The following is a 14,075-nucleotide window of genomic DNA, read 5'->3' on the forward strand; positions in this document are numbered from 1 at the left end:
AATATGTATAAGATTAATTGTTTAAATCCTATAGCTGATATTGGATTAAACTTATTTAATAATAAATATGAAAAAGTAGAAAATTTAAAGGATGCAAACGCAGTGCTTGTAAGAAGTGCTAGCATGCATGAATTAGAATTACCTGAAACTATGGAAGCTATAGCAAGAGCAGGAGCTGGTGTAAATAACATTCCACTTGTTAAATGTGCTGAAAAAGGGATAGTTGTATTTAATACTCCTGGTGCCAATGCAAATGGTGTAAAGGAACTAGTTTTAGCAGGTTTATTATTAGCATCTAGAGATATAATTGAAGGTGTTAATTGGGTTAAAACAATAAAGGAAGAACCTACAGTTGCTAAGATGGTTGAAAAGGGTAAATCTAAATTTGCAGGTAGTGAAATAAAAGGAAAGAAACTTGGGGTAATTGGAGTTGGAGCTATTGGTGCATTAGTAGCCAATTCAGCTAATAGATTAGGGATGAAAGTATATGCTTATGACCCATATATATCAGTAGATGTAGCATGGAACTTATCAAGGGATATAAAGCATATTCAAAATATAGAAGATATCTATAGAGAGTGTGATTATATAACAGTTCATGTACCTTTATTAGATTCAACTAGGGAAATGTTAAATAAAGAAACTTTTAATATTATGAAGGATGGAGTTAATATTTTAAACTTTTCAAGAGATGCTTTAGTTAATGATGATGATATGGAAAAAGCATTATCTTCTGGAAAGGTTCATAGATATGTAACAGATTTCCCGAATGCAAGAACTGTAAATATGGATGGAGTAATAACAATACCACATTTAGGAGCATCAACTAGTGAGTCAGAAGATAATTGTGCAATTATGGCAGTAAGAGAGCTTATTGATTATCTTGAAAATGGTAATATAACTAATTCGGTTAATTATCCGAATTGTAATATGGGAGTATGTATGCAAGCAGGACGTATAGCAATAAACCACAAAAATATACCTAACATGTTAAGTCAACTTACAAAAGTCTTAGCAAGTGAGAATATAAATATTTCAGATATGACTAATAAGAGTAGGGGAGAATGGGCATATACTATGGCAGATTTAGAAACTTCAGCTACAGAAGAAATTGTTAAGAAGATATCTGAAATAGATGGTGTTGTTAAAGTTAGAGTTATAAAATAAAGATTTTTTATGTTTATATTTTTAAAAAAGTGTTTAAAGGTTAGAGTGATTTAAGCTAGAACTAAAATAAAAAGTTTTTATTAGAGGGGGGATGAAACTAACATCCCCTCATATAGTTATATAATTGAAAATCTAAATTTTTAACTTAGTTATTTGAACCTGCTCATATAAACGATATAAAGTAGGAGTTTCATTTAATAAAGTTGATTTTATGGAGGTATTAATAATGGCAAATGTAAAACCATTCAAATGTATAAGACCAACACAGGATTTAGCAAGTAAAGTAGCAGCATTACCATATGATGTTTATAATAGAGAAGAATCTATAGAAGAGGTAAAAAAAGAACCATTATCATTTCTAAAAGTGGATAGGGCGGAGACAAGTTTTCCTAAAGAGTTTAATCAATATGATAAGAAGGTCTATGAGAAAGCAAGAGATTTATTAAATGAAATGATAGAAACTGGAGTTCTTGTAGAAGATAATAGGGAAGCATATTATATATATGAGTTAACAATGAATGGACGCTCACAAACTGGGATAGTAGCATGTTCATCTATTGATGACTATTTAAATAATGTAATAAAGAAGCATGAAAATACAAGAGAAGAAAAAGAACAAGATAGAATAAATCATGTGGATATATGTAATGCACAAACAGGTCCTATATTCTTAGCCTACCGTTCTGAGCAAACAATAAATGAGGTAGTTAAGAATACAAAAAGTAAAGAACCTCTTTATAATTTTGTTGCAGTTGATGGAATTAAACATTCAGTTTGGATTATAGATAATGAAGAGGATATTAACAAAATAGCCAAAGGTTTTAAGAATACAGATAGCATATATATTGCAGATGGCCATCATAGGGCGGCATCAGCAGTTAAAGTAGGATTAAAAAGAAGAAAGGAAAATCCAGGTTATAACGGCAAAGAGGAATTTAACTTTTTCTTATCAGTGTTATTCCCTCATGATGAGCTTATGATATTAGATTATAATCGTGTAGTTAAAGATTTAAATGGATATTCAAAAGATGCTTTTATAAAAGAGATTTCAAAAAAATTTGATGTAGAATTTGTAGGTGTAGAACCGTATAAACCTACTGAAAAAGCAACCTTTGGGATGTATATAGAAAATAATTGGTACAAGTTAAGGGCTAAAGATTGGATACTTTCAAAAGATCCAGTAGAAGGCTTAGATGTTTCTATACTTCAGAATAATTTATTAAATCCAATACTTGCAATACAAGATCCAAGAATAGATAAGAGGATTGATTTTGTTGGAGGTATAAGAGGACTTAAGGAATTAGAAAAAAGGGCAAATAGTGATATGAAGTTAGCATTTTCAATGTATCCAACATCAATAACAGAACTTTTTGAGGTGTCAGATGCAGGTAAACTAATGCCACCAAAATCTACTTGGTTTGAACCAAAACTTAGGAGTGGATTATTTATTCATAGATTATAACTTATTATTCTATAAAAAATGATAGGACAATTTATAAAATAGTTCTAAAAAAATAAGATTAAAAAATAATAAGTAAAAGATAGGAATTTTATAAAGGGAGGAAAAAAACAGTAGGTTTTGATTACTGTTTATAGCCTCTCCTTTTTTTATCCACAAGAACAGAATTAATATAGAAGAGGATACAAAACTATAAAATAAGTAACTTATGTTACGGAATTACAAGTGATTGTAGAATATAATTAATATACATTTTAATAGGTTAAAATGTATATTAATTATATGGGGGTAACAATGAGTAGATATAATAAAAATAGGGAGTTTTTAAAAGCAGATTTTAGTGTGTTAAATTCTATTAAAACAGATAAACAGAAAGGATTACCTACACCTTTATTTCAAAAAGAATACAATCACGAACAAACATTAATTGATTTACCAGAAGTAAAAAAAGAAATTGTTTTTAAGGAAAATGTATTTGATTGTTTAAATGATAGGAGAAGTATAAGAAGATATTCAGAAGATAGTATCAGCATGAGTCAGTTATCTTATCTTTTATGGTCTACTCAGGGAATTCAAAAAATAGTTAATGATACAAATACATTAAGAAGAGTTCCTTCTGGTGGAGCATCACATCCTTTTGAAACATATTTAATAATAAATAGAGTTGAAGGATTGGAGGAAGGTATTTATAGATATATTCCTTTAGAACATAAATTAATGTTTATGTATCAACTTAAAAATATAGATGAAGCTATAGATAAGGCGGCAGCTAATCAACCTTTTGTACCTAATTTTGTATCAAAGGGTGCAGTAATTTTTGCATGGAGTTGTATACCTTATAGAGCAGAATATAAATTTGATATAACAGCACATAAAAAAATTTTAATTGATGTAGGACATTTATGTCAGAATCTTTATATTGCATCAGAATCTATAGAGTGTGGCATGTGTGCCATAGGTATTTATGACCAAAAAACAATTGATGCTATATTATCTTTAGATGGTGAAAATGAATTTGTAATATATATGGCTGCTTTAGGTAGAAAATTGAAGTTCTAACATATATAATATTTTAAGTAAATGTAAATAAAAAATATTTAATAAGAAAACTCATACTCATCTTATTCGTATGAGTAAGTTCGAATTAACCAAATTAAAATTCAGATTATTACTTAAGGAATGAAGAAAATATTGACTTAGAATACTTTAGGAAGTATAAAGAGGAAATATTGAAACTTCATTCTTTTTGTTTTAATCTTTTATCTTTAGTTATTTTAAGGGTTTAGGAAAATATTAATTTTACATAGCTGACATTATATAAGTAAATTTGTACAGTTTAAAGATAAATTTGTACAATTTATAGATTTCTAATTGTTTATACAAAAATGGCTGATAATATTAAAGCATAGAAACTAAGTTTTAGGGGGAGTAGATTATGGAGGAATTATTAATATTATTGATAATGATTAGTGGAGGATTATTGATATATTTCACAGTGTATAGGCATTATAGAAAGGGAAACATAGTTTTAGAGTTAGACGATAGATATGTAAAACAGTCAGAAAAGATGAATGCAGTAATAGAACATCTTACAAAAGAAGGTTACAGATGCGAAAAAATAGATAACTATTTTATGTTGTTAAATGGTAAAAGACATAAGGTATATGATACTAACTTAAGTTATGGATTAGTTCCAGTGCAACAATTAGTGATAGAAAGACAAGAACAATAAATGTCGAAAAATTAAGAAAAATTGCAAATGACATATAATTTATGATATTATTCTTTTTGTATGTTTTAATTATAGAAAGAGTAAAAAAAGGTGATTATAATGGTAGAAATAAGTACTTTTGGGGCTATTTTTGGACTAGCATTTGCAGTGTTTCTTATTTTTAAAAAGCTTAATCCAGTATATTCTATGATTGGTGGAGCTTTAGTTGGAGGATTAGCTGGTGGTGCATCATTAACAAAGACTGTAGACATACTTATAGGTGGAGCTGAAAGTATAGTTCCAGCCGTAGTTAGAGTTTTATGTGCAGGTATTTTTGCAGGGGTTATAATTGAAACTGGGGCAGCAAATAAAATCGCGGATAGAATAATAAAAAGACTTGGAGAAGATTTTGCGATGTTAGCAATAATATTATCAGCGATGATAATATGTGCAGTAGGTGTATTATTACCAGTTTCGGTAATAACTATAGCACCAATAGCACTAGTACTAGGAGAAAAAGCTAATTTTTCAAAGGCTTCAGTATTAATAGCCGTTTTAGGCGGGGCAAAATCAGGAAATATGTTATCTCCTAATCCAAATACTATAGCTATAGCAGATGGATTTAAAGTTGATTTATCTATGGTTATGATACATGGATTACTGCCGGCTATATCAGGAGTTATAGCAACATACTTTATAGCCAAGATACTTATTAAAAAAGGCGATAAGATAGTATTAAAACATAAAAAAAATGAAGAGAAATTATTACCATCATTTAGAGCTTCTATTTTAGGACCTGTGGTTGTAGTAGGATTACTTGTATTAAGTTCTGTACTTAAATTAGGATTAGATTCAATGTTAATACTACCTATAGGTGGATTTATATCAGCTTTAGCGATGAAAAGAACAAATAAATTTTTAGATTATTGTACAGAAGGCTTAAATAAAATGACTGGACCAGCGATTTTATTGTTAGGAACAGGAACTTTAGCAGGAGTTATTTCTAAATCGGCGTTAAGCGCTTCCATAATAGGTGTCTTAAACAATTTGGGAATCCCAGGCATTTTCTTAGCATCAATAGCAGGAATACTTATGGGAGGTGCATCTGCATCTGTAACAGGAGGTTCAGTTATAACTAGTACAGTATTTAGTAAGCCTATTTTAGCCTTAGGAGTTAAACCAATAGCAGCAGCTGAAATGGTACATACAGGAGTTTCTGTAATAGATGATTTACCTCATGGGAACTTGTTCCATATAAGTGCTCAAAGTGTTGATTATGACATAGCAGAAAGAATGAAGTTAATACCTTATGAATTATTAATAGGTTTAACTATGAATATAGTTGCTACAATATTATATGGATTTGTATTAAATTAATATACAATTTATTGAGATTTAAATTATGTGTACAAGACCAATTTTGTTGAGCTTGTTCTTTTTTTATAAATAAAAAAATATATATTGCAATTTTAAATATACATTTATATTAGTACATTCATTAAACACAAAATAAAGATAATATCAAATTTAACTTGTAAAAAGCATATTACAATATATGTAAATTGTAATATACTTTTTATAAGCTAATTTCAAAATAACTATTAAGTTATATTTATTATAGTTATTTAATTAAAAGGCTCCACCTAAAATGTAAATTACTTTAGGTGGAGCTTTTTTTATTACATTTTTTCAATCATAGATTTTAAAATACAAGTAGAATTCTTAACGCCAATAGGAACAAATTCTTGGTAATCCATATGAGCTCCATTATTTGCATTATCAGAGATAGATCTAATAACAACAAAAGGAATAGAATTTAAGTAACAAACGTGAGCGATGCTACCTCCTTCCATTTCACAAGCTAAAGCTTCAAATTCATAAGATAACCATCTTATTTTTTCAACATTAGCAACAAATTGATCTCCAGTGACTATTCTACCAACAAAGCTATTTATGTCTTTATTTTCATCACAAGCTTCTTTAGCTAATTTAACTAATTCAGCATCGCACTTGAAATCATAAGTATCCAATCTAGGAATTTGACCTATTTTATCACCAAAAGCACTAGTATCCATATCATGCTGAACTAGTGAATTTCCGATAACTACATTTCCTGGGTAAATATGAGTACCAATACCACCAGCAACACCAACATTAATTATTTTGTCTATTCTATATTCACTTATTAATATTTGAGTACAAATAGCAGCATTAACTTTACCAATACCACAAACTACAGCTACCACATTTTTTCCCCATAGTCTTCCTTTATGAAAGACCATATTAGCTTTTGTATTTTTTTCTTCTACAATCATGTCCTTTAAAAGAATTTCTAGTTCTTCGCTCATAGCGCCTATAATACCTAAAGTCATAATAAATTCTCCTTTAAAAATAAATATTAAATATAAGTTTAATTATATAGTACCAAAAAATACAGCTTTTGATAAATAAATTTTTAAATTTATTTAAAAATTAAAATTATCTTTAAGGTTTTTAATGCCAAATATAAAAAATGCAAGTCCAAGAAAAGTAAAGGTTGCAGAACCTATAAATAAAAATTCAGAAGGAATATTTAAAGTAACTAAGGAAACAAATATATTATTGAAAGAATGCATAAACAAGCAAAGATAAAATGACTTAGTATTGTAATAAATATATGATAATATAATTCCTATTAAGAAGGCATTGATTCCTTGAGGAAGATTTAAATGGGCAACAGCAAAGAGTAAAGAAGATAAAGTAATAGCCAGCCCGTAAGGATATTTTTTACATAATCCATTAAAAATTAAACCTCTATAAAGAAATTCTTCTTTAAGTGGAGCTAATATAGCAACGCTTAAAAGAAAATAAATGGGGTTGATGCTAACTTCATTAAAGGAATCTTGAATAAATTTTGGCATAGGCATATAGGCTGTTAAATGATTTATTGTTCCAATATAGAAAAATCTTAGGCCTAATATTATACAAGCACAAAATATAAAATCCATAAAAGTAATCTTAGTACTTTTACATTTAGTATCATCTTCAAATGCAAACATCTTAGACATTAAAAATATAATACATAAAGCAATTACTACTTCGAAGAGAATTTTAATAAAGGCAAGTTCTATATTAGTAGGAGTTTTTACTGGAGCTGGAATATACACAGTTAATAAGTTTAATAAACCATCCAAAAACATAACTCCAATTGCGCCAATAAAGCCTAAGGAATTAACTTGAAGAATTAATTTTTCAGTTTTAACAATAGGACTAAATGGATTTGGAAATTTCATTAAAGCACCTCCTTTTAGCTTTATGTATTAAATATATGGGGATTATATGTAAGGTTATGATAGAAATTTTAAACATATGCAATTTAATTAAGTAAACAATATTAATGCTATAACTCTTTCAAATAATAAAAAGCTATAATATAATCAATATTAATAAATAACATTTAAATGATAGGAAAAGGAGATGAAAATATGTTACAGCATCCTTTATCAAGAACAGAACTTCTGATAGGTAAAGAAGGATTACAAAAACTTAAAAATAGTAAAGTGTTAGTATTTGGAATAGGTGGAGTTGGTAGTTTTACTGTAGAAGCTTTAGCTAGGGCTGGAGTAGGAACACTTATTTTAGTTGATGATGATACAGTTTGTTTAACTAATCTTAATAGACAGATTCATGCAACTTATGAGACTATAAGTAAAAATAAAGTAGATGTAATGAAAGAAAGAATACTTTCAATAAATAAGAGTTGTAATGTTATAACACATCAAATGTTTGTAACAGAAGAAAATATACCAGAAATAGTATCAGATGATATTGATTATGTGGTAGATGCTATAGATACAGTTTCAGCTAAAATTGCATTAGCTGTTTATTGTGAAAAAAATAATATTAAGATTATAAGTTCTATGGGAACAGGAAATAAACTAGATCCAACACAATTTAAAATAAGTGATATATATAAAACTAAGGTTTGTCCATTGGCTAAAGTTATGAGAAATGAGTTAAAGAAAAGAAGGGTTAAAAGACTTAAGGTTGTTTATTCGGAAGAAATACCTCAAAAGCCAAGAATTGAAGATGTAGTAACTTGTAAAACTGGTTGTGTATGCACAGGTGGAACTAAAAAGTGTGCAACTAAAAGACAAATACCTGGAAGTATATCATTTGTGCCACCTGTAGCAGGAATGATATTGGCATCACATGTAGTAAGAGAATTATTAGAAATTTAGTAAGGATATAAAGCTGATTTAAAACATATATATTTGAAAATTGAATAATGTATATATGTTGCAATTTTAAATCTACATTTATATTAATACACTTATTAAACACAAAATAAAAATACTATTAAATTTAAATTTTAGAAATAATATTACAATATATAATAGATAATATAGAAAGAGCTATAATATTAAGTATACTGATTTAATATTATAGCTTTTTTCTTATAGTATTAAATATGTTAAATAAATCAATAATTTATTTGAAATTAATTTCTATGAGCATATCGCTATTATTTATAGAATTAATAATATTATTTAATAAGGACTTACTGTTTTCTTCGGCTAACTTAACTAATGAATCTTCATTAGATTTTTCAGACATTTGTTTAAGTGCTTGCTTTTCAATAGAATTTAATTCTTCAGGAGATAATTTTAGTTCCCCAAATCTTAAAGTGCCATTATTTGTTGTTTCATAGGTCGTTTTATCATTTAATAAATTTATAGAATTAAGAATAGGTTTATCAAGATTTAAGGTTATTTTTTTATTACTTTGATCAATTGAAACATTAGATTTTGTAAAATTAGACAAATCTAATGTATAGGTTGCTAATGCAAAATATTTTATAGTTTTTATTTTCTTAAAAAGCTCACAATCACCCCAACTGTTATCAATTATCATAGTTTCGCTTATTTCAGCTTCAAGAGGTAGTATTTTTTGAGTATTTTTAAGTTTACTAACCACAGTTTCTTCAGTGATATATTTCACACTTTGATTTTGAATAAATGGTATGCTAACTGTATTGTCTATTTTTTTATTATGAAACATAAATTTGTAACTAATAAAAATACCAATGCATAGAAATATAGTCGCAAAAAAGAAAATAGTAATTACCTTTTTCTTTAATTTAAAAAACAAAATCTCACCTCCATATTAAAAGAAAACTCCTATTCACTATCATTTATATGATTAAGTTCCATTAAGGGAAAGTCATATTCACTAACGTTTATAGGAGTAAGTTCAAATTACTAAATTAAAAATTTAGATTTTCACTTAAAAGTAATATTAGTTTAATAATATGAAGTGAGATTTTATATTATAAGTATTAAGTTTAAATTTTATGTTAAACTTAAGATGACCAATCCTCATTTAAAAAATCATATAAAGCAGGATAAACATTTAAAGAACCCATTAAATTCATATATTCATAAAAAATATCTTCATTTTCATCTGAAGTTTTGATGGCTTTAATCATAAGATTTTTAGGTGTCTCAAGTGGAGAAATATACTCAATTACAGAGACATTATAGCCTTTAGCTTCTAGCATCATGCTTCTCATACCTTCGGTTAATATATCTGCCATTCTAGCTTTTAAAATGCCATGCTTTAAAATACCATTAAAAGGTTCATAACTATATTGACTGAGCATTTCTTTATGACAGCAAGGAACTGCTATAATACAATCACTTTCAAGTTTAATACCTAAAGCTATTGCCATATCCGTAGCTGTATTACAAGCATGAAGGGAGATAACAACATTGATATTTTTATCAGGCTTATAACGCTTTATATCTATAGCATGGAATTCCATATTTCTATATCCAAGATTTTTAGCCATTAGTTTAGAGCTTTCTATAACACTTTCAGAAATATCAAGACCTATGAAATGGCATTTTCTTCTTTTAACTTCAGTTAGATAATAATTTAAGACAAAGCTTAAATATGATTTGCCACAACCGCAATCTAATATATTAATCACTTGATTTCTAGGTAATGTTTCTAAAACACCATCCAAAAGTTCAACATAATGGTCAATTTGGTTGTATTTCCTTATTTTATCATTTTTAATTTTTCCATCTTTACTCATTATTCCAATTTCTTTTAGTAAAACATCAGCTTTTCCAACCTTTATATAATAATTTCTATTAAGTAGAGTAGATGTCTGACTCATATTATTAATTAAAGGTTCCTTTTTATCGTTAATTTTAGTAGAGCCAGGATTAACCTTTACTTCTGTATTAGTCATTTTTACATTATTATTATCTGCGGATATAAGTATGTCTGTACCACGTTCTCTATATAATATAAAGACTTCATCATACTTTTTGCTTTCTAAAGTAATAAAATCAAATAAACTTGATATATTAAAACTTTGAGTTTTTCCATTGAAATTGAATTTAATACTATTATTATCAAATTTGCCGGTGCCGTTAAATTCTTTAAGTCCACTTTTATAAGTAACATTTATAGAGTCAAATAAAGAGGAATTTTCTTCAAATCTATTTTGTAAACCCATTAAAAAGAGTTTAATTTTACTTATATTTTGTTTATTCATACACTTTCACCATAACCTTTCTAGAAATCGAATAATATAATAATAATATAAGAATATATTAATTTAAACATAAAAAACATATTATTTAATAAATTGATATTAGCAAGGTTTTGAAAAAAATAGAGTATAAATAAATAAATTTATGATATAATTTCTATGGCTTATTTATAGTATATGTAAATAAAATGATTTTTTGGAGGAAAGTTAATGGGAAAACAACAAAAGACTAATTGGGTTACGCTAACGTTTATATTTGTAAGTATGATTCTAGCGGCAATCACAGAAAATACGAAAGGAGTATTTATACCTAGTTTTAAAGAATGTTTTCATGTTGGTGATACTGCGATAGGCAGTATGCTTATAATTACATCAGGTACATATATGATTTTAACATTCTTTGGAGGTATACTTTGTGAAAAAATAGGTCAGAAAAGAGTTTTTACATTGGGAATTATTACTATAATAACATCGTTAATAATATTATCTAAAGCGAATAGTTTTACTATGTTATTAATAGGGTTTGGTATGAGTAGTTCAGGACTCGCTCTTAGTGCTATAGCTAGCAATACAATAATTCCGGTTATAGTATTTTCTGCACAAACAGTAATAATGAATTTGTTACATTTTTTCTATGGATTTGGTTCATTTGTAGGGCAAGGTATATTTGGAAGAATTATAGATATGGGGATAGATTGGAGAAATGTTTATTTTGTAGTAGCTATAATTTATGTAGTATTTTTGGCATTATTCTTATTTGTAAAGGTTCCTCATCCGCAAAAAGCAAAGGAAAGTAACGAAAAAGAAGTTCATGAAAAAGTATCTAAGAAGATACTTATAGCATATATGTTAGGTTTAGGTTTTTATGTTTTTGCAGAACAAGGAACAGGAAATTGGTTTATGAATTTTATGAAGTCAACATATAGTTTTGGTGATAAGCAGAGTTCAACATATTTGTCATTATTTTTTGCTATATTTACAATAGGAAGATTGTTAGGTGGCTTTGTAGTATCTAGAAAGGGATATTTTAATGTATTAGCAACATCTATGTTTTTAGGTACTATATTATATTTCATAGGATTATTTATGGGAGCTAACGGTGTTGTAGTTATATCAATGGCTGGATTGTTTTTCTCCATAACATTCCCAACAGTTGTATTAACTGTTAGTAAGGTCTTTACTAAGAGAAGTGCATATATTACAGGAACAATAGTTACAGCAGCGAGTTTTGTTGGAATGATACTAAATTGGACTATGGGATTTTTAAATGATAAAATAGGAGCTAAGACAGCATTTTTATTAGTACCTACAAGTTCTTTAATATGCTGCATATTCATGATATATCTATACTTCCAAACTAAAGATAAATTAGTTTCAAAATAATATAAAATAAGTCTAGGAGATGAGGGTGTGTCTGGAGAAAAAAATATTACTATAGAGTTGTTAAATGGTACAAAAATTGAATATATAATAAGAGATAAAATAGGGATAACTATCGGAAGATTTAAAATAATAGAATTAGATAAGGAAAATAAAAGAGCAAGTATAAGATTAAAATTTTATAGAGAAGATAATTATAAATTATTTAAAGAGTCTATAAGTTTAATAGTTAATGCTCTATTTAAAGATAAAGAAATATACAAAGTAAATGTATTTGTAAGTGATAATACTAATATAAATGCTTTTTTGGATTTAGGTTTTATTTTAGAAGGTATAATTGGTGAAAACTTATTTATAAATTGTGTATACAGAGATGAACTTATATTTGGAATAAATAGATTTAGCTTTAAAGAAAAGTGTAAAATAATACAATTTCAGCTTGATGGAGTTAATATAGATTTAAGAAATTTATCGCCAGAACATGCCGAAGAGATGCTAGATTACTATAAAAGAAACGAAAATCATCTAAAGAATTTTGAACCTTCTAGAGATATGAGCTTTTATACTTATGAAACTCAGAAAAATATATTATTAGAAAGCTATAAGCAATTTATTGATGGAAGTAGTCTTGATTTAGGTATATTTAAAGATAATTATTTGATAGGAAAATTAAAGTTATCTAATATAGTTTATGGTATATTTAAAAGTGCATTTTTAGGATACTCAATAGACGAAGAGTATCAGGGAAAAGGTTATATGAAAGAAGCTGTTAATTTATTATGCACATATGCTTTTGAAGAAATGGGACTTCATAGAATAGAAGCGTCAACTCTTGTAGATAACAAAAAATCTCAGGGGGTACTTAGAAGTTGTGGTTTCAAAGAAGTTGGATTAAATGAAAAATATTTATATATAAATGGAGAATGGAAAGATCACATAACATTCTGTAAGATAAAAGAATAAATAAAGGGGCTGCTACAACACTAATATAGTTAGTTTTGTAGTGGCTCATTTTTTGTAGAAATAAAAAATGTGAATTTTGAAGAACTCACATTAATTGTATAACTAAATTATGCGACTAACTAAATCATACATTAAAAATTATAATGATAATTTCTAACTTATATTACCATTAAATTCGGGAAATTCAATACTGGAAGATGATTCAGTCCGCTTGTTAAACAGTGTATTGGAAGGATTAGATTACAGAAAGTTGTATAAGGAGTATGCTTTCCTTTTTAGAATCCTGCCTAGTGTGTCATGCTTAATTAGAGAAAGAAAATAAGAGTATTTTAGAGTATATAAAACCTAGTGTCTTAATATTAAATGAAATTTTATGTTTGTAATAAAGTAATGTGTTATTATAAAACACGTCGCTAAGACAAATGGTTTTAGGACAAGCCACTTCAATAAGTTTTAATATTAATAAAATGCTAAAAACATTAAAAAAAGTATTGAAAAAATTATTGACATGAAAGTGAAAAGGTGGTAACATAGTAAAAGTCGTCAGGTAATGACGAAAAAAAATTGGTCTTTGAAAATTAAACAGAGCAAGAAAATATATGACCAGCAATTCTTTATGATTTAAATCATAAGACATACAACAGTAATGAGCTACAAACTTTAAATTGAGAGTTTGATCCTGGCTCAGGACGAACGCTGGCGGCGTGCTTAACACATGCAAGTCGAGCGAGTTGATTCCCTTCGGGGATGAAGCTAGCGGCGGACGGGTGAGTAACACGTGGGCAACCTGCCTTATAGAGGGGGATAGCCTTCCGAAAGGAAGATTAATACCGCATAACATCAGATTATCG

12 protein-coding genes and 1 rRNA gene are annotated in these 14,075 nt (G+C 27.6%); 9 read left to right on the forward strand and 4 right to left on the reverse strand.

Annotation, left to right across the window (positions count from 1 at the left end):
- Nucleotides 1-3: 3 nt before the first annotated feature.
- From BUB01_RS19265 to BUB01_RS19285, 5 genes are all read left to right on the forward strand, one after another.
- Nucleotides 4-1,167, forward strand: coding sequence for a phosphoglycerate dehydrogenase (locus BUB01_RS19265; protein ID WP_072992123.1), 1,164 nt, complete (start codon nucleotides 4-6; stop codon nucleotides 1,165-1,167).
- Nucleotides 1,168-1,393: 226 nt separating this feature from the next.
- A complete protein-coding gene (locus BUB01_RS19270; RefSeq protein ID WP_072992127.1) occupies nucleotides 1,394-2,629 on the forward strand; it encodes a DUF1015 domain-containing protein in 1,236 nt (411 codons plus the stop codon).
- A 291-nt stretch (nucleotides 2,630-2,920) separates the two neighbouring features.
- A complete protein-coding gene (locus tag BUB01_RS19275) occupies nucleotides 2,921-3,685 on the forward strand; it encodes a SagB/ThcOx family dehydrogenase (RefSeq protein WP_072992131.1) in 765 nt (254 codons plus the stop codon).
- Nucleotides 3,686-4,061: 376 nt separating this feature from the next.
- Entirely contained in the window at nucleotides 4,062-4,358 is a 297-nt protein-coding gene (locus BUB01_RS19280) for a hypothetical protein (RefSeq protein WP_084109040.1), read from the forward strand.
- A gap of 99 nt (nucleotides 4,359-4,457) precedes the next feature.
- Nucleotides 4,458-5,714, forward strand: coding sequence for a GntP family permease (locus BUB01_RS19285; protein WP_072992134.1), 1,257 nt, complete (start codon nucleotides 4,458-4,460; stop codon nucleotides 5,712-5,714).
- A 302-nt stretch (nucleotides 5,715-6,016) separates the two neighbouring features.
- Here BUB01_RS19285 and BUB01_RS19290 read toward each other — a convergent pair whose 3' ends face one another.
- Both BUB01_RS19290 and BUB01_RS19295 read right to left on the reverse strand, forming a co-directional pair.
- A complete protein-coding gene (locus tag BUB01_RS19290; protein ID WP_072992138.1) occupies nucleotides 6,017-6,709 on the reverse strand; it encodes a 5'-methylthioadenosine/adenosylhomocysteine nucleosidase in 693 nt (230 codons plus the stop codon).
- Between the two features lie 93 nt (nucleotides 6,710-6,802).
- Nucleotides 6,803-7,609 carry a CPBP family intramembrane glutamic endopeptidase gene (locus BUB01_RS19295; RefSeq protein ID WP_072992141.1) on the reverse strand — a complete coding sequence of 269 codons (807 nt, stop codon included), beginning with the start codon at nucleotides 7,607-7,609 and terminating at the stop codon, nucleotides 6,803-6,805.
- A 192-nt stretch (nucleotides 7,610-7,801) separates the two neighbouring features.
- On the opposite strand from BUB01_RS19295, the gene BUB01_RS19300 reads away from it, so the two are divergent.
- Nucleotides 7,802-8,557: a tRNA threonylcarbamoyladenosine dehydratase gene (locus BUB01_RS19300; protein ID WP_072992142.1), complete on the forward strand. Its 756-nt coding sequence runs from the start codon at nucleotides 7,802-7,804 to the stop codon at nucleotides 8,555-8,557.
- 250 nt (nucleotides 8,558-8,807) lie between these two features.
- Here BUB01_RS19300 and BUB01_RS19305 read toward each other — a convergent pair whose 3' ends face one another.
- Together BUB01_RS19305 and BUB01_RS19310 are read right to left on the reverse strand one after the other, a co-directional pair.
- Nucleotides 8,808-9,467 (reverse strand): DUF4230 domain-containing protein, encoded by a 660-nt coding sequence (locus tag BUB01_RS19305; RefSeq protein ID WP_072992145.1) that lies wholly within the window; start codon nucleotides 9,465-9,467, stop codon nucleotides 8,808-8,810.
- Nucleotides 9,468-9,678: 211 nt separating this feature from the next.
- The gene (locus BUB01_RS19310) at nucleotides 9,679-10,884 is read right to left on the reverse strand and encodes a class I SAM-dependent methyltransferase (protein WP_072992148.1); all 1,206 of its coding nucleotides are present in this window, start codon (nucleotides 10,882-10,884) and stop codon (nucleotides 9,679-9,681) included.
- Between the two features lie 207 nt (nucleotides 10,885-11,091).
- On the opposite strand from BUB01_RS19310, the gene BUB01_RS19315 reads away from it, so the two are divergent.
- The 3 genes from BUB01_RS19315 to BUB01_RS19325 all read left to right on the forward strand — a co-directional run.
- Nucleotides 11,092-12,264, forward strand: a complete 1,173-nt coding sequence (locus BUB01_RS19315) for an MFS transporter (protein ID WP_084109043.1) — start codon at nucleotides 11,092-11,094, stop codon at nucleotides 12,262-12,264.
- Between the two features lie 27 nt (nucleotides 12,265-12,291).
- The gene (locus tag BUB01_RS19320; RefSeq protein ID WP_072992151.1) at nucleotides 12,292-13,224 is read left to right on the forward strand and encodes a GNAT family N-acetyltransferase; all 933 of its coding nucleotides are present in this window, start codon (nucleotides 12,292-12,294) and stop codon (nucleotides 13,222-13,224) included.
- Between the two features lie 661 nt (nucleotides 13,225-13,885).
- A 16S ribosomal RNA gene (locus BUB01_RS19325) occupies nucleotides 13,886-14,075 on the forward strand; the annotation flags it as partial.

This window comes from Clostridium cavendishii DSM 21758, assembly GCF_900141845.1.
GTDB classification, from domain to species: Bacteria; Bacillota; Clostridia; order Clostridiales; family Clostridiaceae; genus Clostridium_AG; species Clostridium_AG cavendishii.

Bases quoted from the DNA above. Each gene is read 5' to 3' on its own strand.
- BUB01_RS19265 (WP_072992123.1), top strand. From the start codon at position 4: ATGTATAAGATTAATTGTTTAAATCCTATAGCTGATATTGGATTAAAC.
- BUB01_RS19270 (WP_072992127.1), top strand. From the start codon at position 1,394: ATGGCAAATGTAAAACCATTCAAATGTATAAGACCAACACAGGATTTA.
- BUB01_RS19275 (WP_072992131.1), top strand. From the start codon at position 2,921: ATGAGTAGATATAATAAAAATAGGGAGTTTTTAAAAGCAGATTTTAGT.
- BUB01_RS19280 (WP_084109040.1), top strand. From the start codon at position 4,062: ATGGAGGAATTATTAATATTATTGATAATGATTAGTGGAGGATTATTG.
- BUB01_RS19285 (WP_072992134.1), top strand. From the start codon at position 4,458: ATGGTAGAAATAAGTACTTTTGGGGCTATTTTTGGACTAGCATTTGCA.
- BUB01_RS19290 (WP_072992138.1), bottom strand. From the start codon at position 6,709: ATGACTTTAGGTATTATAGGCGCTATGAGCGAAGAACTAGAAATTCTT.
- BUB01_RS19295 (WP_072992141.1), bottom strand. From the start codon at position 7,609: ATGAAATTTCCAAATCCATTTAGTCCTATTGTTAAAACTGAAAAATTA.
- BUB01_RS19300 (WP_072992142.1), top strand. From the start codon at position 7,802: ATGTTACAGCATCCTTTATCAAGAACAGAACTTCTGATAGGTAAAGAA.
- BUB01_RS19310 (WP_072992148.1), bottom strand. From the start codon at position 10,884: ATGAATAAACAAAATATAAGTAAAATTAAACTCTTTTTAATGGGTTTA.
- BUB01_RS19315 (WP_084109043.1), top strand. From the start codon at position 11,092: ATGGGAAAACAACAAAAGACTAATTGGGTTACGCTAACGTTTATATTT.